Raw genomic sequence first — 23,710 nt, forward strand, 5'->3', positions numbered from 1 at the left:
GCCTCACAGCGCCGATGGTACTGCAGGGGGGACCCTGTGGGAGAGTAGGACGCCGCCGAACTTTTGTTGTGGGAATGCCCTGTGCCTTTAGGTACGGGGCATTCCTGCGTTCAAAGCCAGTTTTTCAGGGCCGGTTTAGGGTCGAGGTATGCGCTACGAGCTGATCATTTTTGACAATGACGGTGTCCTCGTCGACAGCGAGCCCCTCTCCAACACGATCCTGGCCGGCTATCTCACCGAGCTCGGACATCCCACGTCCTACGAGGACTCCCTGCGGGACTACATGGGAGCCGCCGTACATCGCGTGCATGACTTCGTGGAGGCGCGGACCGGGCAGCGGCTGCCCGCCGACTTCGACGACACGCTGCACGCCAGGGTCTTCGCCGCTTTCGAAAGGGAATTGGAGCCGGTCGCCGGCGTGGTCGAGGTGCTGGAGAAGCTGGCCGCCGAAGGGGTGCCGTACTGCGTCGCCTCGTCCGGCAGCCATGAGCGGATCAGGGTCGGGCATCGGAAAACCGGCCTGGACCGCTGGTTCGGGGACGACATTGTCTTCAGCGCGCAGGACGTCGGACGCGGCAAGCCGGCACCGGATCTCTTCCTCCATGCCGCCGCGCGGATGGGGGTGGCCCCGGAGCGCTGTGCGGTCGTGGAGGACAGCCCGCTCGGGGTCGCGGCCGCCAGGGCCGCGGGCATGGATGTGTACGCGTTCACCGCGATGACGCCCGTGGAGAAGCTGACCGGGGCGACCGGTTACTTCTCCAGGATGGCGCACCTGCCGGAACTCCTGAGCCCTGTCTGAGACGGCATGGGCGGATCCGTTGCCCGATCCGTCTACCCACGAGTAGCGAGGCGCCCTACGCTGTCCGGCCATGACGGATGCGCGTGTACGGCACGGCAGGGTCTCGCTTGCGCTCAGTTTCCTTGTCCAGGGGGTGACCTTCGCCCTGCTGGTGACCCGTATCCCCGCCATCCAGGACCGGTACGGCATATCCGACGGGCTTCTCCCGGCGTTTCTCGCCGTGGTGCCGGTCCTGGCCGGGATCGGCAGCGTTCTCACCGAAAAGCTGGTGGCGCGGGTGCGGCCCGGAGTGCTGCTGCGATGGGCGCAGCCCCTCGTGCTGCTGGCTCTTCTCGGCGTCGGAGCGGGGAACCGGCTGTGGCATGTCGCCCTGGCCCTGGGGGTGTTCGGGCTCGCGGTCGGCGTGCTGGACGCGTCGATGAACATGCTCGGAGTGAGCCTTCAGCGGGCGTACGGCCGCAGCATCATGCTTGGCTTCCACGCGGCGTACAGCCTGGGCGGGATCATCGGGGCCTCGCTGGCCTGGGCGGGTGCGCACGGGGACTGGTCGTTGCCGCTGTCCTATCTGCCCCCGGTGGCGGTGCTGTTGGCGGCCGTGCTGGTGGGGAGCCGCTGGTATGTGGAGGCCGAACGTGAACAGGTAGGCGATGCCGCCGACAGCGAGGGGCAGAGCGACGGTGGGGGGCCGGTGGCGTTCAGGCTTCTGCTGCCGCTCTGCCTGGTGATGGCCTTCGCGTACATCGGTGATTCCACGGTGTCGAACTGGAGCGCGAAATATCTTCAGGATGTGCTGGGCGGTTCGGAGGAGCTGGCGACCGTCCCGTACAACGCCTATATGGTCACCACACTGCTGGGGCGGGCGGTCGGGGATCTCGGGGTGCGGCGGTTCGGGGCGGTGGCCGTTGTGCGGGGCGGGGCTCTGCTGGCGGCGGCCGGGTTCGCGGTGGTGGCGCTGGCGCCAGGGGCGTGGGTGGGGATCGCCGGATTCACGATGCTGGGGCTCGGGCTGTGTGTGATCGTGCCGGCGACTTTCGCGGCAGCCGGGCGGCTCTTTCCCGGTGCCAGCGACGCAGCCGTGGCCCGGCTCAATATCTTCAACTATGTGGGTTTTCTGATCGGGGCCCCGCTGGTGGGGGCGCTCGGGGACGTGTGGAGCTATCGGGGCGCGATGCTGGTGCCGATGGTGATGGTCCTGGTGACCCTGGTGTACGCCCGCTCGTTCGGGGCGGGTCCGGCCCGATACGGTGGCGGACATGAGCGGCCGTACACGGTTGATGTGGGATGACGCAGTAACGGGTTATGACTTCGGGGCCGGCCATCCGATGGACCCGGTCCGGTTGGCGCTGACCATGGGGTTGGTGCGGGCGTACGGGCTCGACAGAGCGGTCGACGTGGTGTCCGCGCCGGCCGCCGGGGATTCGACGCTCCGGCTCGTGCATCACCAGGACTATGTGGACGCGGTGCGGCGGGTCTCGCTGGATCCGCGGGTCGCCGACGGTTCGTACGGCCTGGGCACCATGGACGATCCGGCCTTCGCGGGGATGCATGAGGCGTCGGCGCTGATCGCCGGGGGATCAGTCGGCGCGGCCGAGGCGGTGTGGCGCGGTGAGGCCGCCCACGCCGTGAACTTCGCGGGCGGGCTGCATCATGCGATGCCGGGCTCCGCCTCCGGGTTCTGTGTCTACAACGACGCCGCCTTGGCCGTCGCGCGCCTGCTTGAGCTGGGTGCGGAGCGGGTCGCCTACATCGATGTGGATGTGCACCACGGGGATGGTGTGCAGGCGGTGTTCTGGGAGGATCCGCGCGTTCTGACGGTCTCGTTGCACGAGCATCCACGGACGCTTTTCCCGGGCACCGGCCGGCCGGAGGAGACCGGCGCCGGTGCGGGCGAGGGCAGCGCGGTCAATGTGGCGCTGCCGGCCGGGACGGGGGACGAGGGCTGGCTGCGGGCCTTCCACGCGGTGGTGCCCGAGCTGCTGGCGGACTTCCGGCCGCAGGTGCTGGTGACCCAGCACGGCGCGGACACGCATGTTGAGGACCCGCTGGCGCATCTGGCGGTGTCGCTGGACGCGCAGCGTGCGGTGCAGGCGGCCTGCCACGATCTGGCGCACGAGCACGCCGACGGCGGCAGGTGGGTCGCGCTCGGCGGCGGCGGTTACGCGGTGGTGGATGTGGTGCCCCGGTCCTGGACGCATCTGGTGGGCATCGCGGCGCACGAGCCGGTCGATCCGGAGTCGGTGATACCGGCGTCGTGGCGGGACGAGGTGTACGCACGGACACGCCAGTTGGGCCCCGGGCGGATGACGGACGGCCGGACGCCGGCCTGGCGGTCGTGGGAGAGCGGTTATGACCCTGCGGACCGGCTGGACCAGGCGATCCTGGCCACGCGGAAGGCGGTCTTCCCGCTGCGGGGGCTGCTGGCCTGAGGGCCCTCCCCTGACAGCCTCCGCGGCGGGAGGCCCGCCGGGGCAGGCGCGGGGCCTTCTGCGCGGGCCCCGGGACCGCCGGCTGTTACGCCAACTGTGCGGAGAATCCGGGGTTCCGCCCCGGAGAGACGCCGGAACCGGGAGCATCGGCAGGGTGTTGAGCACCGGAGCGCTGCGGGCGCATCTGCTGGCGGCCAGGCTGGCCGGTCCCGTGGCCACGTCGCGGGAGGAGAGCCTGCGCAGCTACCGTCTCTTCGCTGCCCGCGATCCCCGGGTGACGCTCGGGCTTGATCCCGAATGGGCATGGGCCGAAAGGGACTTGCTCCAGCTCATGGCCGAGAAGTGCGGGGTTTCGAGCGATCCCGATCATGTGTCGGGTCCGGATGTGATCGATCCGGAGCGGACGCTCAGCGCGCTGGACGCGTTCGCCGGGCGGCTGCGCCAAGCCGCGGCGCACCGGGTTCCGGTGTTGTTCGGAACGGGGCATCCGCACCGGTTGCTGGGGTTCTACGCAGGTCTCGCAGACGCTTTGTCGGCGGCGGGATGTCTCGTCCTCACCCCGGCGCAGGGGAGATGTATCGACATAACGACCCGGTTCGGCGTACGCACGTACCACCTCGGCTACGTAGGGGGTGTGGCGTTGGTGCGGGAACCAGGAGCCGGGTGCGCCGGGAGTGAGCCCGGCGCACACACCCATTCGCCGCTGCCGCTTCGGGTGGCGCTGGACGGGCTGGCCGAGGCCGGAGGGCCGCTTCCCGAGCTGGTCGTCGGGGACCATGGCTGGGTCTGCGGTGCAGGTCAGCTCGGGATTGAGGCCATTGGCCTGGCCGATACGGACGATCCCGCGCTGTTCGTCGGCGAGGCCGAGGGGCGAGTGTCCGTCGCTGTTCCGCTTGATGATGCGGTGCGATCTGCTTACTACCGGCCGCTTACTCGCTATGTACTCAATCGAGCGTGTCTGTCACAGTAGGCGGCCGAAGGCTACTCCTCTTCCCCACTCGTATCACCCGCCCCTAGTCTGGGGTGTGAGCGCACAGCGACGAAGAGTTACCGGAGGGGAAGCCGGTGGCCGTCGTGTGCGGAAGGTACAGGTGGGTCATGGCTGCTGGCAGCGAGAGGCCTCTCAACGAGGTCAAGTTCCTTACCGTGGCGGAGGTCGCCTCGGTGATGCGTGTGTCGAAGATGACCGTGTACCGGTTGGTGCACAGTGGTCATCTGCCGGCGATCCGGGTGGGCAGGTCTTTCCGGGTTCCGGAGCAAGCGGTTCACGAGTACCTCCGCGAGTCCTTTGTGGGGGTTGAGTCCGCCTGAGGGTTGTCCCGTAATCCCTGGTGGATCAGCGAGCGGCGCCGGATGCGGTCCGCCGCACGGCGGAGGGGCGCCCGCATACTGGATGTATTCGGGCGCTCCGACAACGCGGCGAGGTGCCGTAGCCGTCGTCGCGGGCCGGGCGAGACTTTCGCAACAGGCCCTGGGGTGTGCCCTCGGATTACGTCCCTCACTCGGCGACGGGTAGGCTAGGCCGACGTAGGTCGTGTGGGCCCAGACGCCCCGCACCGAGTGAAGAGAAGTGAGCGAGGGTAGTCGTGGGCTCTGTTATTAAGAAGCGGCGTAAGCGGATGGCCAAGAAGAAGCACCGCAAGCTGCTCAAGCGCACCCGCGTTCAGCGTCGCAACAAGAAGTAAGCGGCGGCTGTTCGTGTATTTCGCGGCCCTTCCACCGATCTGGTGGAGGGGCCGCGGTCTTTGTTCGGCCAATAAGCCGTCAAGCGTGCCGCGTGGTCATGCCCGTGCAATGCCGACCGGCTACGGTGACGCTCAGGCCCTGTCCGGTCGATCCTCACGGGCCGGCGAAGCCCGGTAGTGCCCGCTGTGTTGTCGGAGTCGTCCATGTACGTCCAGTACGAGGACGTTCTTTCGCCTTTCGCCGCGCCGCGCCGGACGCCGAGGGCTCATCCACGAACATCGGTCGATCAGGACCTGGAAGACCTAGGGGAAGGCGCGGATCTTGGGCAAGGTCGTGCTCGTGACCGGAGCGGCCCGGCAGCTCGGAGGCCGTTTTGTGCGGCGCGTTCAGCGCGATTCCGACGTGGACCGGGTGATCGCTGTGGACGCGGTCCCTCCTGAGCACCAGCTCGGTGCCGCGGAATTCATTCAGGCCGATATCCGCCAGCCCGCGATAGCGCGCGTCCTGGCGCAGCATCATGTCGACACCGTCGTCCATATGGATGTGACGGGTACTCCGCTGGGGACCGGCGGCCGTGCCACGGTCAAGGAGACCAATGTCATCGGCACGATGCAGCTCCTCGGCGCCTGCCAGAAGTCGCCCGCCGTGAAGCGTGTGGTGGTCAAGTCCAGTACGAGCGTGTACGGCGCGGCGCCCCGTGACCCGGCGGTTTTCACCGAGACCACGTCGCCCAAAGCGCTGCCGAGCGGCGGTTTCGCCAAGGACGCCGTGGAGGTCGAGGGATATGTACGCGGCTTCGCGCGCCGCAGGCCGGATGTGGCCGTCTGTGTGCTGAGGTTCGCGAACATCCTCGGGCCCGCGGCGGATTCTCCGTTCGCCGAATACCTCTCGCTGCCGGTTCTGCCGACGGTCTTCGGATTTGACCCGCGCCTGCAGTTCGTCCATGAGGACGATGTCATCGATGTGCTGCTGATCGCCTCGGACGAACCCCGGCGCGGGACGCTGAACAGCGGAACATTCAATGTCGCCGGTGCGGGCGTGCTGCTGCTCTCGCAGTGTTCACGGCGGCTGGGGCGGCCCACGGTGCCCGTCCCGCTGCCCGCCGTGACCTGGGTCGGCTCGGCGCTGCGCACGATCGGGATGACGGACTTCTCGCCGGAGCAGATCCGGCTGCTGACGCACGGCCGAGTTGTCAGTACGGACCAGATGCGCGAGACACTGGGTTTTGTGCCCACGTATACGACGGCGGAGACTTTCGCGGACTTCGCGCGCGGCCGGGGCGCCGGGCTGCTGCCGCCGGAGGCGGTGGCTCGTACGGTCGACCGGCTCTCCACTCTTGTCAGCAAGGAGCGCACCTGACATGGCCGATGCCAAGGTCATTCCCTTCGGTGACGAACCGAGGTCGAGGCGTGCCTCCGCCGGTGGCCGGCCCAAACAGGCCAAGGACGGTGCCGCGAAGCGTTCGCTGGGGCAGGGGCAGGGGCAGGGCCGCAAACAGGGTCCGCTGACGCCCGTACCGGAGCCCTCACCGGAGGAGCGGCCGGCGGACCGGGCCGCGGAGGACCGTACCGCGGGGGACCGGGCGGCCGACGAGCGGCCGCCGGAGGATGCCGGGGCCGGGGCTCCCGGCGGCCCCGAGGTCCCCGCGGAGACCGGCGAGGCCGGACCACGGGGCAAGGGGAGCGGCTGGGAGCGGCGGATCGCCGGCGGGCTGGCTTTTCTGCGCCGCCGGGTCACCGGTGATTACGAGGTCGACGAGTTCGGGTACGACAAGGAACTCACCGACCAGGTCCTGATGTCGTTGATCCGGCCGCTCTACGAGAACTACTTCCGGGTCGGGGTCAAGGGCATCGAGAACATCCCGTCGGACGGCGGGGCGCTGGTGGTGGCCAATCACTCCGGGACGCTGCCGCTGGACGGGCTGATGATGCAGGTCGCCGTCCATGACAACCATCCGGCGGGCCGGCATCTGCGGCTGCTGGCCGCGGACCTGGTCTTCCTGCTGCCCGTGGTCAACGAGCTGGCGCGGAAGGCCGGCCATACCCTGGCGTGCGCGGAGGATGCGGAAAGGCTTCTGCAGCGGGGTGAGGTCGTCGGGGTGATGCCGGAGGGCTTCAAGGGCCTCGGGAAACCGTTCGGCGAGCGCTACAAGCTTCAGCGCTTCGGCCGGGGCGGATTCGTCTCGACGGCTCTGCGGGCGGGGGTGCCGATCGTGCCCTGTTCGATCGTGGGGGCCGAGGAGATCTATCCGATGATCGGCAACGCGAGGACGCTGGCGCGGTTGCTGGGCATTCCGTACTTCCCGATCACTCCGACGTTTCCCTGGCTGGGTCCGCTCGGAGTGCTCCCGCTGCCGACGAAGTGGACGATCCAGTTCGGCGAGCCGATCTCCACGGACAACTATCCGCCGGAGGCGGCGGAGGACCCGATGCTCATGTTCAACCTGACGGATCAGGTACGGGAGCAGATCCAGCACACGCTCTACAAGCTGCTGGTGCAGCGGCGGTCCGTGTTCTTCTGACGTCCGTTTCTTCTGATGTCCGGCCGTCGGCATCCGGCGTGAGAAAAGGCCGAGGCGCGGTACTCCCCCGAGGAGTACCGCGCCTCAGCCATGTCTCTCGACCGGAGCCATGTCTCTTGACCGGACGACATCCGAACGGAAGCCCCGATCTGGAAGCCCCGATCTAGTTGTCGTCCTCTGCGTCGAAGCTCAGCCCGGGCAGCAGGTCGGGCAGCAGGGGCGGGATGGTGACGTCGGGACCGGGCTGGGCGGAGCCGTTTTCCGACGGCGACGGGGTGACGCTGTTCAGCGGCGGGTCGAGCAGACCGCCGGAGCCGTCGAAGAAACCGTCTCCGGCCGAGCTGTCCGAGCCCGTCCCCGACGGGTTCGGTCCGTCGCTGGCATGCGAGTGGCCGTCGTGTCCGCTCGGTGACGAGGGCGAGGGGCCGTTCGTACGGCCGGCGCCGGAGGTGTCCTGGGTGGAGCCGGGACGGGTGGCGCCCCGGGTCTCGCGGGCGGGCGGCAGCAGGGACTGCAGCGGAGCGACCTCTTGGTCTATGGCGTCGAACACCGAGTTGACCTCGTTGCCCACGTCCGTCAACTGGACCGGAAGCCGGTCGCGGAGCCCGTTCCACGCCTGGCGGTGTGAGGCGGAGAACGACGAGAGGGTGGCGATCGGGCCGAGCGAGCCGTCCCGTTCGTACGCCTGGTGGAGCAGGCGGTGGCCCTCGGTGGCGTCGTGCTTCATACCGCTCAGAGTGCGTCTGATCTCGCCCAGGGATTCATGGTCCAACTGGCCGGAACGGCCGCGCTCCATCAGTCGGCGGGCTTCGCTGAGCCGGGTCGAGGCGTGGTCGAGATACAGCTCGCCGCGGTCGGACTCGTCGTTTGCCAGATTGAGCTTGAAGTCCTCCATGCCGCGCTTCAGCCCGTACAGCGAGTCACCCGGCAGGGCGTCGGAGCTGGCGGCCGCCACCCCGCCGAACGCTCCGGCCGCGACACCGACCGTGAGTCCGCCGGCCGCGAGGCTCTTGGACCAGCGCGTTCTGGGGCGCAGTTTGCGGAGCGGGGAGGCCCGGTGGGCGCCCCGGCCCGGTTTCCGTTGCTCGGGCACGGCGGGGCCCGACGACGCGCCCCCGGTGGCTGCGCCCTCCAGCAGCATGGCCTCCATGGCTGCCACGAGCTGGGCCCGTTGCACCACTTTGACCTCGGGGTCCAGCGTGGGTTTCGGCAGCTCGCCGAGACCACTCGCCAGGGCCAACAGCCGCCCCTGTTCGGCCGGTTCGGCCGACTCGGCGGGCTGTTCGGCCGCCGCGCCCTGGACCGTCTGGTCTTCCAGGGCCTGGGCGAAGGCGTTCGCCCGCCGGTGTGCCGAAATGTTCGCGATCACTGGCGGCACCTCCTCTCGTCATGACGATCGACTCCCCTGGGGGTCCGGAAGGTTGCACGCCTTGAGCACATCCACACGATTGAGTGAGTGGGGGCGGGCATGGCGTGACCGCAGGGAGCCTGCATCCCGCACAACGAGCGGCGCGGCACATGGGTTACGCGCGACGGATGATCGGACCAGCGCGTCATCGAGGCGTCACCGACTGTGAGTTGAGTCCGTGGTGGAAGTGGACCGGGATACACGGAGGCGGACGGAGCGGGGCGGCGGTACGGGGGTGAGTGGGCGGTCAGCGGGCGTCTTCCGGGAGCAGCCGGGCGAGCGTGCGGACAGCCCGGTACTGCAAGGTTTTGATCGCTCCTTCGTTCTTCCCCATGACCCGGGCCGTTTCGGCGACCGAGAGTCCCTGCAGGAAGCGCAGAGTGACGCACTCCTGCTGCTGGGGGTTGAGTTTCCGTACGGCTTCCAGCAGGGCCGCGTTCGAAAGGGACTCCAGGACGGAGTCCTCGGGGCTGCGCTCGACCTCGTTGGCGTCGAGCATTTCGCCTGTGGTCACTTCCAGTCGGAAACGGCTCGACTTGAAGTGGTCGGCGACCAGATTCCTTGCGATCGTGACCAGCCAGGCACCGAAGTCGCGCCCCTGCCAGGTGAAGGTGGAGATCCGGCGCAGCGCGCGCAGGAACGTCTCGCTGGTGAGGTCCTCCGCGGTCGCCTTCCCGCCCACGCGGTAGTAGATGTAGCGGTAGACGGTGTCGCTGTACTGGTCGTACAGCCGGCCGAAGGCCTCGGCCTCACCGGCCTGGGCGCGCTCGACGAGTTCCATCATGCGGGCGCTGTCGCTGTCGGCGGTGGGCCGGCGAGCGGTGGTCGAGGCGGCGGCGCTGCTTCGGCTTCCCCGTCTGCCGACCGCCGCACCGCCGTTCGCCAGGGCATAGCAAGATCCGATAGGGCCGCTCACGGCAGGGGCCGGTGCGGCGAAGGCGGGTACGGCGTACGCGGTGGGGACGAAGCCGCGCAAGTGGTCGAGGACCGTTGCGCGCAGCGTAGCCAGGCCCGAGGCGTCAACCCCGACGTGTGGGTACACGGGACTCCCAGAGGCAGAGCTTCCATCACGTGCAGTGCGGGACCGTTCACTCGTCGTGGCGACGTGTGGGGTCCGGTATGCGTCTGAGGAGAATAACGCTTCGTACAGGCAGCGCTACACCCAGTTGCTCAAATCATCGATTACGTCGCTTCCGTGCCGCCTCGGCGACGCATCAAGTCGCACATGGTGACCGTTTATTAGTCAGATAGCGTCAAGATCTGTCTGGTCGCGTGATGGGTTGTGCCTGAGTGGGTGCGTCGGGAGTGTCGCGGGGGTCGTACGAGTAGAACGTCCTGACGGTCCGCGCGCACATGCGTACGGCCCCGGAACCGGGGCCGTACGGGGCGAGGGGTGGTGGCCGGCGGCGCTACCTGCGGCGGCGGTGCAGGGCCACGGCGGCGACGGTGCCCCCGGCGAGCGCGCCCACTCCGGCCGCCGCCGGGATGCCGACCTTGGCGGCCTTGCGGCCGGTCCGGTAGTCGCGCAGGCGCCATTCCAGCCGGCGCGCGTGCTTGCGCAGCTTGGCGTCCGGATTGATGGCGTAGGGGTGTCCGACCAGCGAGAGCATCGGGATGTCGTTGTGCGAGTCGCTGTACGCGGCGCAGCGGTCCAGGTCGAAGTCCTCGGCCGCGGCCAGGGCCCGGACGGCCTCGGCCTTGGCCGGGCCGTGCAGCGGTTCGCCGACGAGCTTGCCGGTGTACACGCCGTCGACCGATTCGGCGACGGTGCCGAGGGCGCCGGTCAGGCCGAGGCGGCGGGCGATGATCGTCGCGGTCTCCACCGGCGCGGCCGTGACCAGCCAGACCTGCTGGCCCGCGTCGAGGTGGGCCTGGGCGAGGGCGCGGGTGCCGGGCCAGATGCGGTCGGCCATGTATTCGTCGTAGATCTCCTCGCCGATCGACATCAGCTCGGAGACGCGATGGCCCTTGACGATGGACAGGGCGCTGTCGCGGGCGTCCTGCATGTGCTCGGGGTCCTCGACGCCGGCCAGCCTGAACCAGGCCTGCTGCCAGGCGAACCGGGCGAGCTCGCGGCGCTGGAAGAACTTCCTCTTGTACAGGCCGCGGCCGAAGTGGAAGATCGCCGCGCCCTGCATCACGGTGTTGTCGAGATCGAAGAAGGCGGCGGCGCGGGCGTCCCCGAACACGGGGAAGTCCGGCACCACGGCGGCCACGGCGGCGGCAGCGGTGTCGGTCTTGTGGGGCTCCTGTGTCGACTTGAGCCCGGCTTCGGCTGCGGCCTCGCCCGCGAGAACGCTCCTGGCTGTGGCGGAGCGCCTGCGGGGGGTGAGCCATCCCAGTGCGGCCATGTCGTGAGCATAGCCAGTCTGTTCGGGACTTCCTGACGGGCGGGGACGCGGTGGGGTGAACTCTCCGCGACCGGTACGTTAATCGGGCTATAGCGGCCGGGCTGTGGAGGACCGGCGACCCCGGGCCGCGCGGAGGCGGAGAATGGCTGTATGAGTCCTCTGTTGCGGCGTACGACGAAGAAGACCGGGAGAACGGCTGCCGAGCGGGTGGTGACGCTCCTCTCGAAGCCGGGGTGTCACCTCTGTGACGACGCCCGTGCGGTGGTCGAGGCGGTGTGCGCGGAGACCGGCGCGTCCTGGGAGGAGAAGGACATCACCCAGGACGAGGCGCTGAACCGCGCGTACTGGGAGCAGATCCCGGTGGTGCTGGTGGACGGGGAGCAGCACACGTTCTGGCGGGTGGACGCCGGCCGGCTCCGCCGGGAACTGGGGGCCTGACCGAAAAGACGGTTACCATCGTGGGCGCTTCGCCGGGTCTCTCCGGGAGGTCGCGGTCCGGATCCCGACGCGGTCCGGCAGTCGCCGCCGGAGATGCCGGGGCCGGTCCCGGAAGGACGCGGAGAGCGGTCGCGGGGGCGTATTCGTAAGGAGTGTGTACGGCTTTGCCCCCTTCGTATGTGCAACGGGACGATCCGGTCGCCGGTTCCGCGATCACGAGATCCGGACGCGTGACGCCGGTCACTTTGCACGGACAAAACGGACACAATCTTTGTGCACGCGTTCACAAAGACATAGCCTGCATTCGACGGGGCGGTCCTGGGACATACGGCCGCCTGCAGCCCCGCTCATCCCGCAGGAGCACCGTGGCAACTGGCCGAACTCACCGACCGGCGACCCGTAGCCGAGGAATCCCCGAGGCCACCGTCGCCAGGCTTCCGCTGTACCTGCGGGCGCTGACCGCTCTTTCGGAGCGGTCCGTCCCCACTGTCTCGTCCGAGGAACTCGCGACCGCGGCCGGGGTCAATTCCGCGAAACTGCGGAAGGACTTCTCGTACCTCGGTTCCTACGGGACCCGGGGCGTGGGCTACGACGTCGAGTATCTCGTCTACCAGATCTCCCGCGAACTGGGGCTCACCCAGGACTGGCCGGTTGTGATCGTCGGCATCGGTAATCTCGGCGCCGCCCTGGCCAACTACGGCGGTTTCGCGTCCCGCGGTTTCCGGGTGGCGGCACTGATAGACGCCGACCCCGCGATGGCCGGCAAGCCGGTCGCCGGAATGCCGGTCCAGCACACGGACGAGCTGGAGAGGATCATCAGCGACAACGGCGTCTCCATCGGCGTCATCGCCACCCCGGCGGGCGCCGCCCAGCAGGTCTGTGAGCGGCTGGTCGCCGCCGGTGTCACCTCGATCCTCAACTTCGCGCCGACCGTGCTCTCCGTGCCGGACGGTGTGGACGTGCGGAAGGTCGACCTCTCCATCGAGCTCCAGATCCTCGCCTTCCACGAGCAGCGCAAGGCCGGTGAGGAAGCCGCCACAGAGGTGGTCCCGCCGCCCGTCGAGCGGGACAGCGCCGTGGAGAGCGCGACGGACGCCGTCGCCGCGACCCGGAAGGGACCCGACGGGGACGTTCCCGCGGTGATGCCGGCATGAGTCTTCTGGTCGTCGGACTGAGCCATCGCACCGCACCGGTGAGTGTGCTGGAGCGTGCGTCGCTGCCCACCGACACGCAGGTCAAGCTGTTGCAGGACTCGCTCGCGGCGGAGCCCGCGACGGAGGCCGCCGTGCTCGCCACCTGCAATCGCATCGAGCTGTACGCCGACGTCGACAAGTTCCACGCCGGAGTGGCCGAGCTGTCCACGCTGCTCGCGCAGCACAGCGGTGTCGGCCTGGAGGAGCTCACTCCCTATCTTTATGTGCACTACGAGGACCGGGCCGTCCACCATCTCTTCTCGGTGGCCTGCGGCCTGGACTCGATGGTCGTCGGCGAGGGGCAGATCCTCGCGCAGATCAAGGACGCGCTGGCGCAGGGGCAGGAGCTGCACACCGCCGGCCGGCTGCTCAACGATCTGTTCCAGCAGTCGCTGCGGGTGGGGAAGCGCGCCCACAGCGAGACCGGCATCGACCGGGCCGGGCAGTCGCTCGTCACCTTCGGTCTGGAGCAGCTCGCCGCCGGTGCGGCCGTGGACGCCTGGGCCAAGCGCAAGCGGGCCCTGGTGATCGGCGCGGGCTCGATGTCCTCGCTGGCCGCCGCGACCCTCGCACGGGCCGGCGTGGACGAGATCGTCATCGCCAACCGCACGGCGGCGCGCGCCGACCGGCTCGTCCAGATCCTCACGGAGCCCGGCGGCACGGGCGTGACCGCGCGCGCCGTGGACATGGGCGCTGTCGCCGACGAGCTGGCGCGGGCCGATGTGGTGGTGTCCTGTACGGGCGCGACCGGTCTGGTACTGACCGCCGCCGACGTCGAGGCGGCGCTGTACGGGCGCAAGGCGCCGCTGGCGCTGCTCGATCTGGCCATGCCCCGGGACATAGACGCCGCCGTGCACCGCCTCGGCGGGGTCCGGCTCGTGGACATCGAGTCGCTGGCGGAGGCGTCGGCCGACGCGCCCATGGCCGCCGATGTCGACCAGGTGCGCACGATCGTCTCCGACGAGGTGGCCGCCTTCGGCGCCGCCCAGCGCGCCGCGCACATCACGCCGACCGTGGTCGCGCTGCGCGCGATGGCCGCCGATGTGGTGAGCAGCGAGGTCGCGCGGCTCGAAGGGCGGCTCCCCGATCTGGACGAGAAGCAGCGGGCCGAGGTCACCAGGACCGTGCGCCGCGTCGTCGACAAACTCCTGCACGCGCCCACCGTGCGGGTCAAGCAGCTCGCCAGCGAGCCCGGCGGCGCCGGATACGCGGACGCGCTGCGAGAACTCTTCGACCTCGACCCGCAGACGGTCGCCGCCGTCAGCCGGGCCGACCTGAATGACACCGACGGTGTAGGCAGAGGGCGAGTATGACCGAGAAGTCACTGAGGCCCGAGAAGCCATGGAGACTGGGAACCAGACGCAGCAAGCTCGCCATGGCCCAGTCCGGGCTTGTGGCGGAGGCGGTGCGCGAGCTGACCGGCCGGCCGGTGGAGCTGGTGGAGATCACCACGTACGGCGACAGGTCGCGCGAGGATCTCACGCAGATCGGCGGTACGGGCGTCTTCGTCACGGCTCTGCGCGAGGCGGTGCTGCGCGGCGAGGTGGACTTCGCCGTGCACTCCCTCAAGGACCTGCCGACGGCCCACCCCGACGAGCTGACGCTGGCCGCCGTGCCGCGCCGGGAGGACCCGAGGGACGTCCTGGTCGCACGGGACGGGCTGGCGCTGGACCGGCTGCCCCGGGGGGCCCGGGTGGGTACGGGGTCGCCGCGCCGGGCGGCGCAGCTCAACGCGTACGCCCGCGACCACGGCCTCGCCTTCGAGACCGTCCCGATCCGGGGAAACATAGACACCCGGATCGGTCATGTCCGCAGCGGGGAGTTCGACGCCGTCGTGCTCGCCGCGGCGGGGCTTCACCGGATCGGCAGGATCGGTGAGGTAACCGACTTCCTGCCGGTCGACACCGTCCTGCCCGCCCCCGGCCAGGGGGCCCTCGCAGTGGAGTGCGCCGCGGTCAACGCCGACCTCGCCGCCGTGCTCGCCGAGCTCGACGACCCGGGCACCCGGGCCGCCGTGACCGCCGAGCGTTCCCTGCTCGCCGCCCTGGAGGCCGGCTGCAGCGCACCTGTGGGTGCGCTGGCCGACCTGCTGGCCGACGGACAGGTTGTCAACGAAATGCGCCTGCGCGGCGTCGTCGGCACCACCGACGGCTCGACGCTGGTGCAGCTGTCCACCACCGGTCCCGTACCCACGTCGCTCGGCGACGCCGTCGCGCTCGGTCGCGAACTCGCGTCCGAGATGCTCGCCAAGGGTGCGGCCGGTCTTATGGGGGAGCGAGCACATTGAGCCCCACCACCTCTGACCTTTCGGCCTACTCCGCATCGGGGCACGTCACCTTCCTCGGTGCCGGACCCGGGGATCCGGGCCTGCTGACACTGCGCGCCGTAGAGGCGCTCGCGGGGGCGGATGTACTGATCGCCGAGCCGGATGTGCTCGACGTCGTACGCAGCCATGCCAGGGCGGGTGTGAGCACGCCTGCACTGACGGTTGTTGACGATGCGTCAAAAACCGCCGGGATCCCCGCGATCCGGGATGCGGTCAATCTTGTCATGGAGGCCGCGAGGGGCGGCAAGCGGGTGGTCCGTGCGGTCTCCGGGGACCCGGGGCTGGACGGCGACGCGGGCTCGGAGATGCTCGCCTGCGCCACCGCGGGCATCGCCTTCGAGGTCGTCCCCGGCATCGCGGCCGCGGTCGGTGTGCCCGCGTACGCCGGGGTCCCGCTGCGTGACGCGCAGGGCACGGACGTGCGTCTCGTGGACGCCAGGACCGCCAGCGACCGCTGCTGGGCCGAGGTCGGCGCGAGCGACGGCACGGTCGTCGTCTCCGCCACCCTGGAGTCGGTGGCCGGCGCCGCCGGTGAGCTGGTCGCGGCGGGCCGCAAGCCGGACACCCCGATGAGCGTCACCGTCGCCGGGACGACGACGCGGCAGCGCACCTGGACCACCACCCTCGGCACCGTCGCGCAGACACTCAAGCAGGCCAAGGTGCTGCCGTCGCCGGACGGGCACCAGCCCGTCATAGCCGTGGTGGGTGAGCGCAGCGCCGCCGCCCAGCGCGACCAGCTCGCGTGGTTCGAGTCCAAGCCGCTGTTCGGCTGGAACGTCCTTGTGCCGCGGACCAAGGAGCAGGCCGCCTCGCTCTCCGATCAGCTCAGATCGTACGGCGCGGTCCCGCACGAGGTCCCGACGATCGCGGTCGAGCCGCCGCGCACGCCCCAGCAGATGGAGCGCGCGGTCAAGGGCCTGGTCACAGGCCGGTACGAGTGGATCGCCTTCACCTCGGTGAACGCGGTGAAGGCGGTACGGGAGAAGTTCGAGGAGTACGGGCTCGACGCCCGTGCCTTCGCCGGGATCAAGGTCGCCGCGGTGGGCGAGCAGACCGCGGCCGCCCTGGTCGACTTCGGGGTGAAGCCCGACCTGGTGCCGTCGGGCGAACAGTCCGCCGCCGGGCTGCTGGAGGACTGGCCGCCGTACGACCCGGTGTTCGACCCGATCGACCGGGTGTTCCTGCCGCGCGCGGACATCGCCACCGAGACCCTGGTGGCGGGCCTGATCGAGCTGGGCTGGGAGGTCGACGACGTCACGGCGTACCGGACGGTGCGCGCTTCGCCGCCGCCCGCCGAGACCCGTGAGGCCATCAAGGGCGGCGGCTTCGACGCCGTCATGTTCACCTCGTCGTCGACCGTGCGGAACCTGGTCGGGATCGCGGGCAAGCCGCACAATGTGACGGTGATCGCGTGCATCGGCCCCGCGACGGCGAAGACCGCCGAGGAGCACGGTCTGCGCGTCGACGTTCTCTCGCCCGAGCCGTCGGTGCACAAGCTGGCCGAGGCGCTCGCCGCGTTCGGCGCGGCGCGCCGGGCCGCGGCGGTCGAAGCGGGGGAACACGTCACCAGGCCGAGCGAGCGCCGGCCCGGATCGCGCAGGAGGCGCACGTGATCACGCACGGTTCTTTCCCCGGTTCGCGGCCCCGGCGGCTGCGGGTCAATCCGGTGATGCGGCGGATGGTCGCGGAGACGCGGCTGCACGCGGCGGATCTGATCCTTCCCGCGTTCGTACGGGAGGGGATCGCCGAGCCCGTTCCCGTCTCCACGATGCCCGGGGTGGTCCAGCACACGCTGGACACCCTGCGCAAGGCGGCGGTGGAGGCAGCCTCCGCCGGGGTCTCCGGGATCATGCTCTTCGGGGTCCCCGAGGAGGCCAAGAAGGACGGTGCGGGGACGGCGGGCACGGACCCGGACGGCATCCTCCAGGTCGCTGTCCGCGCGGTGAAGGCGGAGGTCGGCGACGAGCTGGTCATCATGTCCGACCTGTGCCTGGACGAGTTCACGGACCACGGCCACTGCGGAGTGCTGGACGACCAGGGGCGCGTCGACAACGACGTGACGCTGGAGCGCTACGCCGAGATGGCGCAGGTCCAGGCCGACGCGGGCGTCCATGTGGTGGGCCCGAGCGGGATGATGGACGGCCAGGTCGGTGTGATCCGCGACGCGCTGGACACGATCGGCAAGGAGGATGTGTCGATCCTGGCCTACACGGCGAAGTACTCGTCGGCGTTCTACGGCCCCTTCCGGGAGGCCGTGGGCTCCTCGCTGAAGGGCGACCGCAAGACGTATCAGCAGGACCCGGCCAATGTGCGCGAGTCCCTGCGGGAGCTGGCGCTCGACCTGGCCGAGGGCGCCGACATGGTGATGGTCAAGCCGGCGCTGCCGTATCTGGACGTGCTGGCGCGCATCGCGGCCGAGGTGGACGTGCCGGTCGCGGCGTACCAGATCTCCGGTGAGTACGCGATGGTCGAGGCGGCGGCGGAGAAGGGCTGGATCGACCGCGACGCGGCGATCCTGGAGACCCTGACCGGCGTCAAGCGGGCGGGCGCGGGCATGATCCTCACCTACTGGGCGACGGAGGTCGCCCAGAAACTGCGCGGGCTCTGAGCGAGCCGCGGCGAGAGTCCTACGGCAGGGCGGCCGGCTTCCGTGCGGAAGCCGGCCGCCTTCGTACGCCCGGAGCCGGGCCCCGGCCGTACGAGAGGGCTCAGACCAGGTCCGGGTACTGGTTCCAGCCGCCCGTGCCGATCTTCACGCGCTCCTCGAACGGTGTGGCCGCCAGGCCGGTGCCCGCGTAGAAGTACAGCTCGCCCGCGGAGTTCGAGGCCAGCAGATCGGCGATGCCGTCGCCGTTGAGGTCGCCGGGCGCGGCGAGATTCGTGTACTGGCTCCAGCCGGTGCCGCCGACCTGTGCCTTGGCGCCGAAGGGCGAGGCCGCGTTGCCGGTGCCGGCGTAGAGGAAGAGACCGCTGGTGCTGCGGGCCACGAGGTCCGCGCGGCCGTCGCCGGTGAGGTCCCCGGCGCCGACGATCGTGTTGAACTGCATCCAGCCGCTGCCGCCGATCTCGACGCGGCCCTGTACCGACATGCCGTTGCCGTTGCCCGCGTAGAAGTACAGGTCGGTGGAGCTGCGGGCCAGCAGGTCGCTCTTGCCGTCGCCGTTGAGGTCGCCGGGGCCGAGGACGAGGTTGTAGAGCGTCGAGCCGCCCGCGATCTCCGGGTCGGACAGGGCGTAGGAGCCGGTGTTGTACAGGTGGCCGTCGTACGTGCTGTGCTCCAGCAGGTCGGAGATGCCGTTCGCGCGCAGCGACACCGCGTGGACGAGCTGTGAGCGTGAGCGGTCCCAGCCCCCGCTGATCAGGTATTTCGAGGAGAGGCGGCCGGTGCCGGTCGCCTCGTAGTAGTAGAGGGTGCCGTCGGCGGTGCGGGCGAAGACGCCGCTCTTGCCGAAGTTCGGCTGGTTGCCGGAGCCCGCGAACTGCGTCACCGTGCCCCAGTCCGTGCCCATCTCCGCCCGGGCGGCAAGGGTGCCGTCGCCGTTGCCCTGGTAGAAGTAGAGCGTGCCGTCGTACGAGCGGGCCACCAGGTCGGCGGTGCCGTTGCCGTCGTAGTCCGCGCCGCCGAGGAGCTGGTTGTACTGGAGCCAGCCGGTGCCGCCGATCTGGGTCCGGTCCCGGAACGGGTAGCCGGTGGCGCTGCCGTTGCCCGGGTAGACGAAGAGCCCGGTGGAGTTGCGCGCGACCAGGTCGGCCAGGCCGTCGCCGGTGAGGTCGTCGACGCCGACGAGCTGGTCGAACTGGCTCCAGCCGGCGCCGCCGACCTGGATCCCGGCGGCGAATCCGGTGCCCGTGCCCGGGAAGAGGAAGAGTCCCGCGGTGCTGCGGGCGAGCAGGTCGGGCGCGCCGTCACCGGTCAGATCGCCGGGGACGACCAGTTTGTTGTACGCCTGCCAGCCGGTGCTGAGCGTGGTGTACGACGTCATCCCGCCGTCGACGGTGGCGTCGGCCCCGCTGTGCAGCCGCAGTGCGCCGGTGGGCGTCAGGGTGAGGAGGTCGGGCCTGCCGTCGCCGGTCAGATCGCCCGGCAGCATCAGGTCCTTGACCTCGGAGTCGTCGGCGCCGATCGCCGCCACGGCGCCGTAGCCCCAGTCGGCGACCACATCGCCGTAGTTGAGGCGGTACACCAGGTCGCCGGAGCCGTCGCCGTTCAGGTCGGCGCGCTGGGCGGCGCTGTCCGCGGCGGCCCGCCCGGCGGCGAGGCGCCCGGACGCGGGTACTCCGGAGGTGGCGCGGCCCGGGACGGTGAAGGTGGGCCGGTCGGCGGCCGACGGAGCGGGAAGGGTGACGGTGCCCTGGGGCCCGCCCGGCTCGTCGGCGGAGGCCGGGACCGCCAGTGAGCCGCTGACCAGCAGCCCGGCGCAGCTCAGCGCGGCCGTGAGCGCGATCCGGCGGGACCACGGGGCCCCGGGTCTTGACTGGGTGGGCATGCTGCCTCCTGTGAGGACGTGAAGGAACCCGGGATCAGGAGCGGCTCATGCCGAGCACGGCGGTGCGCGTGGTCGCGTCGTGGAAAACCGCCGGCTCGGGGCACGGCGGGAACTGCCCCCCCCACAGCGTGGCGTCCCTCCCCAGGTCGTGAGGCAGGTGTATCCGGCCGGGCCTTCTGAGGGCAAGTCAATTGTGAACCTGGGGTGGATTTTTTGTTAACAGAGGGGGATGAATCGGTGGATGGCCGGGGCGATTCGCGGTGCCGTGCGGATGCCTCCGGGCGGCGGGGCGGGCCCTGACACCGACCGGGACGGGGACGGCGGCAGAAAGGCCCCCCGCCGGTCGGACCGGCGGGGGGCCTTCGGGGACCGGGGACCACTCAGAGGCGCTCGGGGGCCCGGATTCCCAGCAGGGCCAGGCCCTGCCGGAGGGTGCGGGCCGTGATGTCGCACAGGAAGAGGCGGTTCTCGACCAGCTCCGCCGGGTTGTTCTCGTCCAGCACCTTGCACTGGTCGTAGAACGTCGTGAAGAGCGAGGAGAGCTGGTAGAGGTACGCGGCCAGCTTGTGCGGCTCGTACCCGGACGAGACCTCGGCGAGCACCTCGCCGAACTGGTCCACATGGAGGCCCAGCGCCCGCTCCGCGGTGGCCAGGGGGAGTTCCGGGTGTGCGACGGGCACCGTGCCGCCCGCCTTGCGGAGGATGGACTGGATACGGGCGTGCGCGTACTGGATGTAGACGGAGGTGTCGCCGTGCAGCGAGACCATCTGGTCCAGGTCGAACTTGTAGTCGCGGGCCGCCGACGTGGACAGGTCCGCGTACTTGACCGCGCCGATGCCGACCTGCGTACCGCGCTCGGCGATCTCTTCCTCGCTGAGGTCCTTCGCCTTTTCCCGGACGACCGCGGTCGCCCGCTCGACCGCCTCGTCGAGCAGGTCCGCCAGCCGGACGGTCTCGCCCTCGCGGGTCTTGAACGGCTTGCCGTCCTTGCCGAGCACCGTGCCGAACGCGAGCTGGACGGCCTGGACGCCGTCGTTCAGCCAGCCGGCCCGGCGCGCGGTCTCGAAGACCATCTTGAAGTGCAGCGACTGGCGCGCGTCGACCACGTACAGCAGGGTCGTCGCGTCGAGGTTGCTCACCCGGTCGCGGATCGCGGAGAGGTCGGTGGCCGCGTAGCCGTAGCCGCCGTTGGACTTCTTGACGATCAGCGGTACCCGGTTGCCGTCGGGCCCCAGGACGTCGTCGAAGAAGACACAGAGCGCGCCCTCGGAACGGACCGCGACGCCGGAGTCCTCCAGCAGCCGGCAGGTCTCCTCAAGCATGTCGTTGTAGCCGGACTCGCCGACGATGTCGGGATCGTGGATCTCCATGTCCAGCTTGTCGAAGACGGAGTAGAAGTAGATCTTCGACTCGTCGACGAACCGCTGCCAGAGGCCGAGGGTCTCCTTGTCGCCCGCCTGGAGCGCGACGACCCGCTGCCGGGCGCGGGCCTTGAACTCCTCGTCGGAGTCGAAGACCGCCCGCGACGCCTTGTAGAGGCGGTTGAGATTCGACATGGCGGTCTCGCCCCCGAGATCCGCGCCGTCCTGGTGGTCCAGCTCGTGCGGGTGCTCGATCAGATACTGGATGAGCATGCCGAACTGGGTGCCCCAGTCGCCGATGTGATGGCGCCGCACCACCTTCTCGCCGGTGAACTCCAGGATCTCGACCATCGCGGCGCCGATCACGGCGGACCGCAGGTGCCCGACGTGCATCTCCTTGGCGACGTTGGGCTGCGCGTAGTCGATGACGGTCGTGCCCGGCTGCTCCGCGTACGGCACCCCGAGCCGGCTGTCCGCCGCGCGGGCCGCGAGGGTTTCGGTGATCGCCCGGTCCGAGACGGTGATGTTGAGGAAGCCGGGCCCGGAGACCTCGATGTCCTTGATCACGTCATTGGCCGGGAGCGCGGCGACAACCCGGGTGGCCAGCTCGCGCGGATTGCCCTTGAGCTTCTTGGCGAGCGCCAGGATGCCATTGGCCTGGAAATCGGCCCGGTCGCTGCGTCGCAGCAGCGGGTCCGCGGAACCGGCCTCCGGCAGAGCTGCCGAGAGGGCGTCCGCGATGCGCTGATCGACGGTCGAAGCGAGGGAGGTGACCGGGGCCATGGGCTGGTGCCGTTCCTGTCGGGTGCGGGGATCGTCCCCCAGTATCCCACGGGGTTCTCAACCGTTTTCGCTCTGTCGCGGGGACCTGGGAGAATGGCTGTCGTCAGACTTCGCCGGATGTGCCGGGCGTAAGAAAAGCCCTTGGGCGTACGAGAAAGAAGGACGTGCCGATCGTGGCTCAGAGCACCGAGACCGACTGGGTCTCCCGTTTCGCGGACGATGTCATCGCCGAGTCGGAGCGACGTGCGCCTGGCAAACCGGTCGTCGTCGCCTCCGGTCTGTCGCCCTCGGGCCCGATCCACCTGGGCAATCTGCGCGAGGTCATGACCCCGCACCTGGTCGCCGACGAGATCCGCAGGCGCGGCCACGAGGTCCGGCATCTGATCTCCTGGGACGACTACGACCGGTACCGCAAGGTGCCCGCGGGTGTCGCCGGTACGGACGAGTCCTGGGCCGAGCACATCGGCAAGCCGCTCACCTCGGTGCCCGCGCCCGCCGGATCCGCGTATCCGAACTGGGCCGAGCACTTCAAGGCCGCCATGACCGAGTCGCTGGCCGAGCTGGGTGTCGAGTACGACGGGATCAGCCAGACCGCGCAGTACACGTCGGGGGTCTACCGCGAGCAGATCCTGCACGCGATGAGACATCGCGCGGACATCGACGCGATCCTCGACCGCTACCGGACGAAGGACAAGCCCGCCCAGGCCAAGGGCGGGGCGCGGCAGCAGAAGAAGCCAGAGGAGGCCGAGCTGGAGGCCGCCGAGGGCTCCGGCGCGGCGGCGGAGGACGACGGCAGCGGCGGTTCCGCGGGTTACTTCCCGTACAAGCCCTACTGCGGTGGCTGCGGCAAGGACCTGACCACCGTCACCTCGTACGACGACGAGACGACGGAGCTGACCTACACCTGCGCGGCCTGCGGCTTCTCCGAGACGGTGCTGCTGAGCGAGTTCAACCGCGGCAAGCTGGTCTGGAAGGTCGACTGGCCGATGCGCTGGGCGTTCGAGGGCGTGATCTTCGAGCCGTCCGGGGTCGACCACTCCTCGCCCGGCTCCTCGTTCGTCGTCGGCGGACAGATCGTGCGCGAGATCTTCGACGGCGCCCAGCCGATCGGCCCGATGTACGCCTTTGTGGGCATCTCCGGGATGGCGAAGATGTCGTCGAGCAAGGGCGGTGTGCCGACCCCGGCCGACGCACTGAAGATCATGGAGGCGCCGCTGCTGCGCTGGCTGTACGCGCGGCGCAGGCCCAACCAGTCGTTCAAGATCGCCTTCGACCAGGAGATCCAGCGGCTGTACGACGAGTGGGACGCGCTGGAGCGCAAGGTCGCCGACGGCTCGGTCCTGCCGGCCGACGCCGCCGCGTACGCGCGCGCCACCGGCACGGCCGCCGGTGAGCTGCCGCGCACGCCGCGCCCGCTGCCCTACCGCACGCTCGCCTCGGTCGCGGACATCACCGCCGGTGCCGAGGAGCAGACACTGCGGATCCTGAGCGAGCTGGATCCGGAGCGTCCGCTGGCCTCGCTGGACGAGGTCCGCCCCCGGCTCGACCGGGCGGAGAACTGGATCACCAGCCAGGTGCCCGCGGAGGCGCGGACGATCGTGCGCGCGGAGCCGGACCAGGAGCTGCTCGGCTCGCTGGACGAGCGGGCGGGTGAGTCGCTGCGGCTGCTGCTGAAGGGGCTGGACAGCCACTGGTCGCTGGACGGGCTGACGACCCTGGTCTACGGCGTGCCCAAGATGATGGAGGGGCTGGCGCCGGACGCCAGGCCGACGGCGGAGCTGAAGGTCGCGCAGCGGACCTTCTTCGCTCTCCTGTACCGGCTGCTGGTGGGCCGGGACACCGGGCCGCGGCTGCCCACCCTGCTGCTGGCGGTGGGTGCGGAGCGGGTGCGCCGGCTGCTCGGCGCCTGACCGGCCGGTCCGTTCCGCTTG

20 protein-coding genes are annotated in these 23,710 nt (G+C 70.1%); 15 read left to right on the plus strand and 5 right to left on the minus strand.

The window, feature by feature from the left end; genetic code table 11:
- Nucleotides 1–148: 148 nt before the first annotated feature.
- The 8 genes from ABZ707_RS23265 (at nucleotide 149) to ABZ707_RS23300 (ending at nucleotide 7,432) form a co-directional block, all read left to right on the plus strand.
- A complete protein-coding gene (locus ABZ707_RS23265; protein WP_360178205.1) occupies nucleotides 149–799 on the plus strand; it encodes an HAD family hydrolase in 651 nt (216 codons plus the stop codon).
- A 70-nt stretch (nucleotides 800–869) separates the two neighbouring features.
- On the plus strand, nucleotides 870–2,084 hold the full coding sequence (locus tag ABZ707_RS23270; RefSeq protein ID WP_360178208.1) for an MFS transporter: 1,215 nt from the start codon (nucleotides 870–872) through the stop codon (nucleotides 2,082–2,084).
- The gene (locus ABZ707_RS23275; RefSeq protein WP_360178211.1) at nucleotides 2,053–3,225 is read left to right on the plus strand and encodes an acetoin utilization protein AcuC; all 1,173 of its coding nucleotides are present in this window, start codon (nucleotides 2,053–2,055) and stop codon (nucleotides 3,223–3,225) included. Before ABZ707_RS23270 ends, ABZ707_RS23275 begins: the two co-directional genes overlap by 32 nt.
- Before the next feature lie 154 nt (nucleotides 3,226–3,379).
- A complete protein-coding gene (locus tag ABZ707_RS23280) occupies nucleotides 3,380–4,195 on the plus strand; it encodes a phosphatase (RefSeq protein ID WP_360178214.1) in 816 nt (271 codons plus the stop codon).
- Between the two features lie 128 nt (nucleotides 4,196–4,323).
- Nucleotides 4,324–4,536 carry a helix-turn-helix domain-containing protein gene (locus tag ABZ707_RS23285; protein WP_014046653.1) on the plus strand — a complete coding sequence of 71 codons (213 nt, stop codon included), beginning with the start codon at nucleotides 4,324–4,326 and terminating at the stop codon, nucleotides 4,534–4,536.
- Between the two features lie 275 nt (nucleotides 4,537–4,811).
- A complete protein-coding gene (locus ABZ707_RS23290; RefSeq protein ID WP_003948845.1) occupies nucleotides 4,812–4,910 on the plus strand; it encodes an AURKAIP1/COX24 domain-containing protein in 99 nt (32 codons plus the stop codon).
- A gap of 322 nt (nucleotides 4,911–5,232) precedes the next feature.
- Nucleotides 5,233–6,270 (plus strand): NAD-dependent epimerase/dehydratase family protein, encoded by a 1,038-nt coding sequence (locus ABZ707_RS23295; protein ID WP_360178217.1) that lies wholly within the window; start codon nucleotides 5,233–5,235, stop codon nucleotides 6,268–6,270.
- 1 nt (nucleotide 6,271) lies between these two features.
- Nucleotides 6,272–7,432: a lysophospholipid acyltransferase family protein gene (locus ABZ707_RS23300; RefSeq protein ID WP_360178220.1), complete on the plus strand. Its 1,161-nt coding sequence runs from the start codon at nucleotides 6,272–6,274 to the stop codon at nucleotides 7,430–7,432.
- Between the two features lie 163 nt (nucleotides 7,433–7,595).
- Here the strand turns inward: ABZ707_RS23300 and ABZ707_RS23305 are convergent, their stop codons facing one another.
- The 3 genes from ABZ707_RS23305 to ABZ707_RS23315 form a co-directional block, all read right to left on the minus strand.
- The gene (locus ABZ707_RS23305) at nucleotides 7,596–8,801 is read right to left on the minus strand and encodes a DUF5667 domain-containing protein (protein WP_360178223.1); all 1,206 of its coding nucleotides are present in this window, start codon (nucleotides 8,799–8,801) and stop codon (nucleotides 7,596–7,598) included.
- A 286-nt stretch (nucleotides 8,802–9,087) separates the two neighbouring features.
- Nucleotides 9,088–9,882, minus strand: a complete 795-nt coding sequence (locus ABZ707_RS23310; protein ID WP_319679882.1) for an ECF subfamily RNA polymerase sigma factor, BldN family — start codon at nucleotides 9,880–9,882, stop codon at nucleotides 9,088–9,090.
- 367 nt (nucleotides 9,883–10,249) lie between these two features.
- Nucleotides 10,250–11,191: an HAD-IB family hydrolase gene (locus ABZ707_RS23315; protein WP_360178226.1), complete on the minus strand. Its 942-nt coding sequence runs from the start codon at nucleotides 11,189–11,191 to the stop codon at nucleotides 10,250–10,252.
- 150 nt (nucleotides 11,192–11,341) lie between these two features.
- On the opposite strand from ABZ707_RS23315, the gene ABZ707_RS23320 reads away from it, so the two are divergent.
- The 6 genes from ABZ707_RS23320 (at nucleotide 11,342) to hemB (ending at nucleotide 17,756) form a co-directional block, all read left to right on the plus strand.
- Nucleotides 11,342–11,629, plus strand: coding sequence for a glutaredoxin family protein (locus ABZ707_RS23320; protein WP_360178229.1), 288 nt, complete (start codon nucleotides 11,342–11,344; stop codon nucleotides 11,627–11,629).
- 365 nt (nucleotides 11,630–11,994) lie between these two features.
- Entirely contained in the window at nucleotides 11,995–12,783 is a 789-nt protein-coding gene (locus ABZ707_RS23325; protein ID WP_360178232.1) for a redox-sensing transcriptional repressor Rex, read from the plus strand.
- Entirely contained in the window at nucleotides 12,780–14,135 is a 1,356-nt protein-coding gene (locus ABZ707_RS23330; RefSeq protein WP_360178235.1) for a glutamyl-tRNA reductase, read from the plus strand. The genes ABZ707_RS23325 and ABZ707_RS23330 overlap by 4 nt, the downstream gene beginning before the upstream one ends.
- Entirely contained in the window at nucleotides 14,132–15,109 is a 978-nt protein-coding gene (hemC, locus tag ABZ707_RS23335) for a hydroxymethylbilane synthase (protein WP_360178238.1), read from the plus strand. Before ABZ707_RS23330 ends, hemC begins: the two co-directional genes overlap by 4 nt.
- A complete protein-coding gene (locus ABZ707_RS23340; protein WP_360178241.1) occupies nucleotides 15,106–16,761 on the plus strand; it encodes a bifunctional uroporphyrinogen-III C-methyltransferase/uroporphyrinogen-III synthase in 1,656 nt (551 codons plus the stop codon). Before hemC ends, ABZ707_RS23340 begins: the two co-directional genes overlap by 4 nt.
- Complete coding sequence (gene hemB, locus ABZ707_RS23345) at nucleotides 16,758–17,756, plus strand: porphobilinogen synthase (RefSeq protein ID WP_360178244.1); 999 nt, start codon at nucleotides 16,758–16,760, stop codon at nucleotides 17,754–17,756. The genes ABZ707_RS23340 and hemB overlap by 4 nt, the downstream gene beginning before the upstream one ends.
- A gap of 100 nt (nucleotides 17,757–17,856) precedes the next feature.
- Here the strand turns inward: hemB and ABZ707_RS23350 are convergent, their stop codons facing one another.
- Nucleotides 17,857–19,635 carry an FG-GAP-like repeat-containing protein gene (locus tag ABZ707_RS23350; RefSeq protein WP_360178247.1) on the minus strand — a complete coding sequence of 593 codons (1,779 nt, stop codon included), beginning with the start codon at nucleotides 19,633–19,635 and terminating at the stop codon, nucleotides 17,857–17,859.
- A 380-nt stretch (nucleotides 19,636–20,015) separates the two neighbouring features.
- Complete coding sequence (gene argS, locus ABZ707_RS23355; RefSeq protein ID WP_360178249.1) at nucleotides 20,016–21,779, minus strand: arginine--tRNA ligase; 1,764 nt, start codon at nucleotides 21,777–21,779, stop codon at nucleotides 20,016–20,018.
- Between the two features lie 164 nt (nucleotides 21,780–21,943).
- On the opposite strand from argS, the gene lysS reads away from it, so the two are divergent.
- Nucleotides 21,944–23,689, plus strand: coding sequence for a lysine--tRNA ligase (gene lysS, locus ABZ707_RS23360; protein WP_360178252.1), 1,746 nt, complete (start codon nucleotides 21,944–21,946; stop codon nucleotides 23,687–23,689).
- Nucleotides 23,690–23,710: the final 21 nt, after the last annotated feature.

It is taken from the genome of Streptomyces sp. NPDC006923 (assembly GCF_040635655.1).
Taxonomy (GTDB): Bacteria; Actinomycetota; Actinomycetes; order Streptomycetales; family Streptomycetaceae; genus Streptomyces.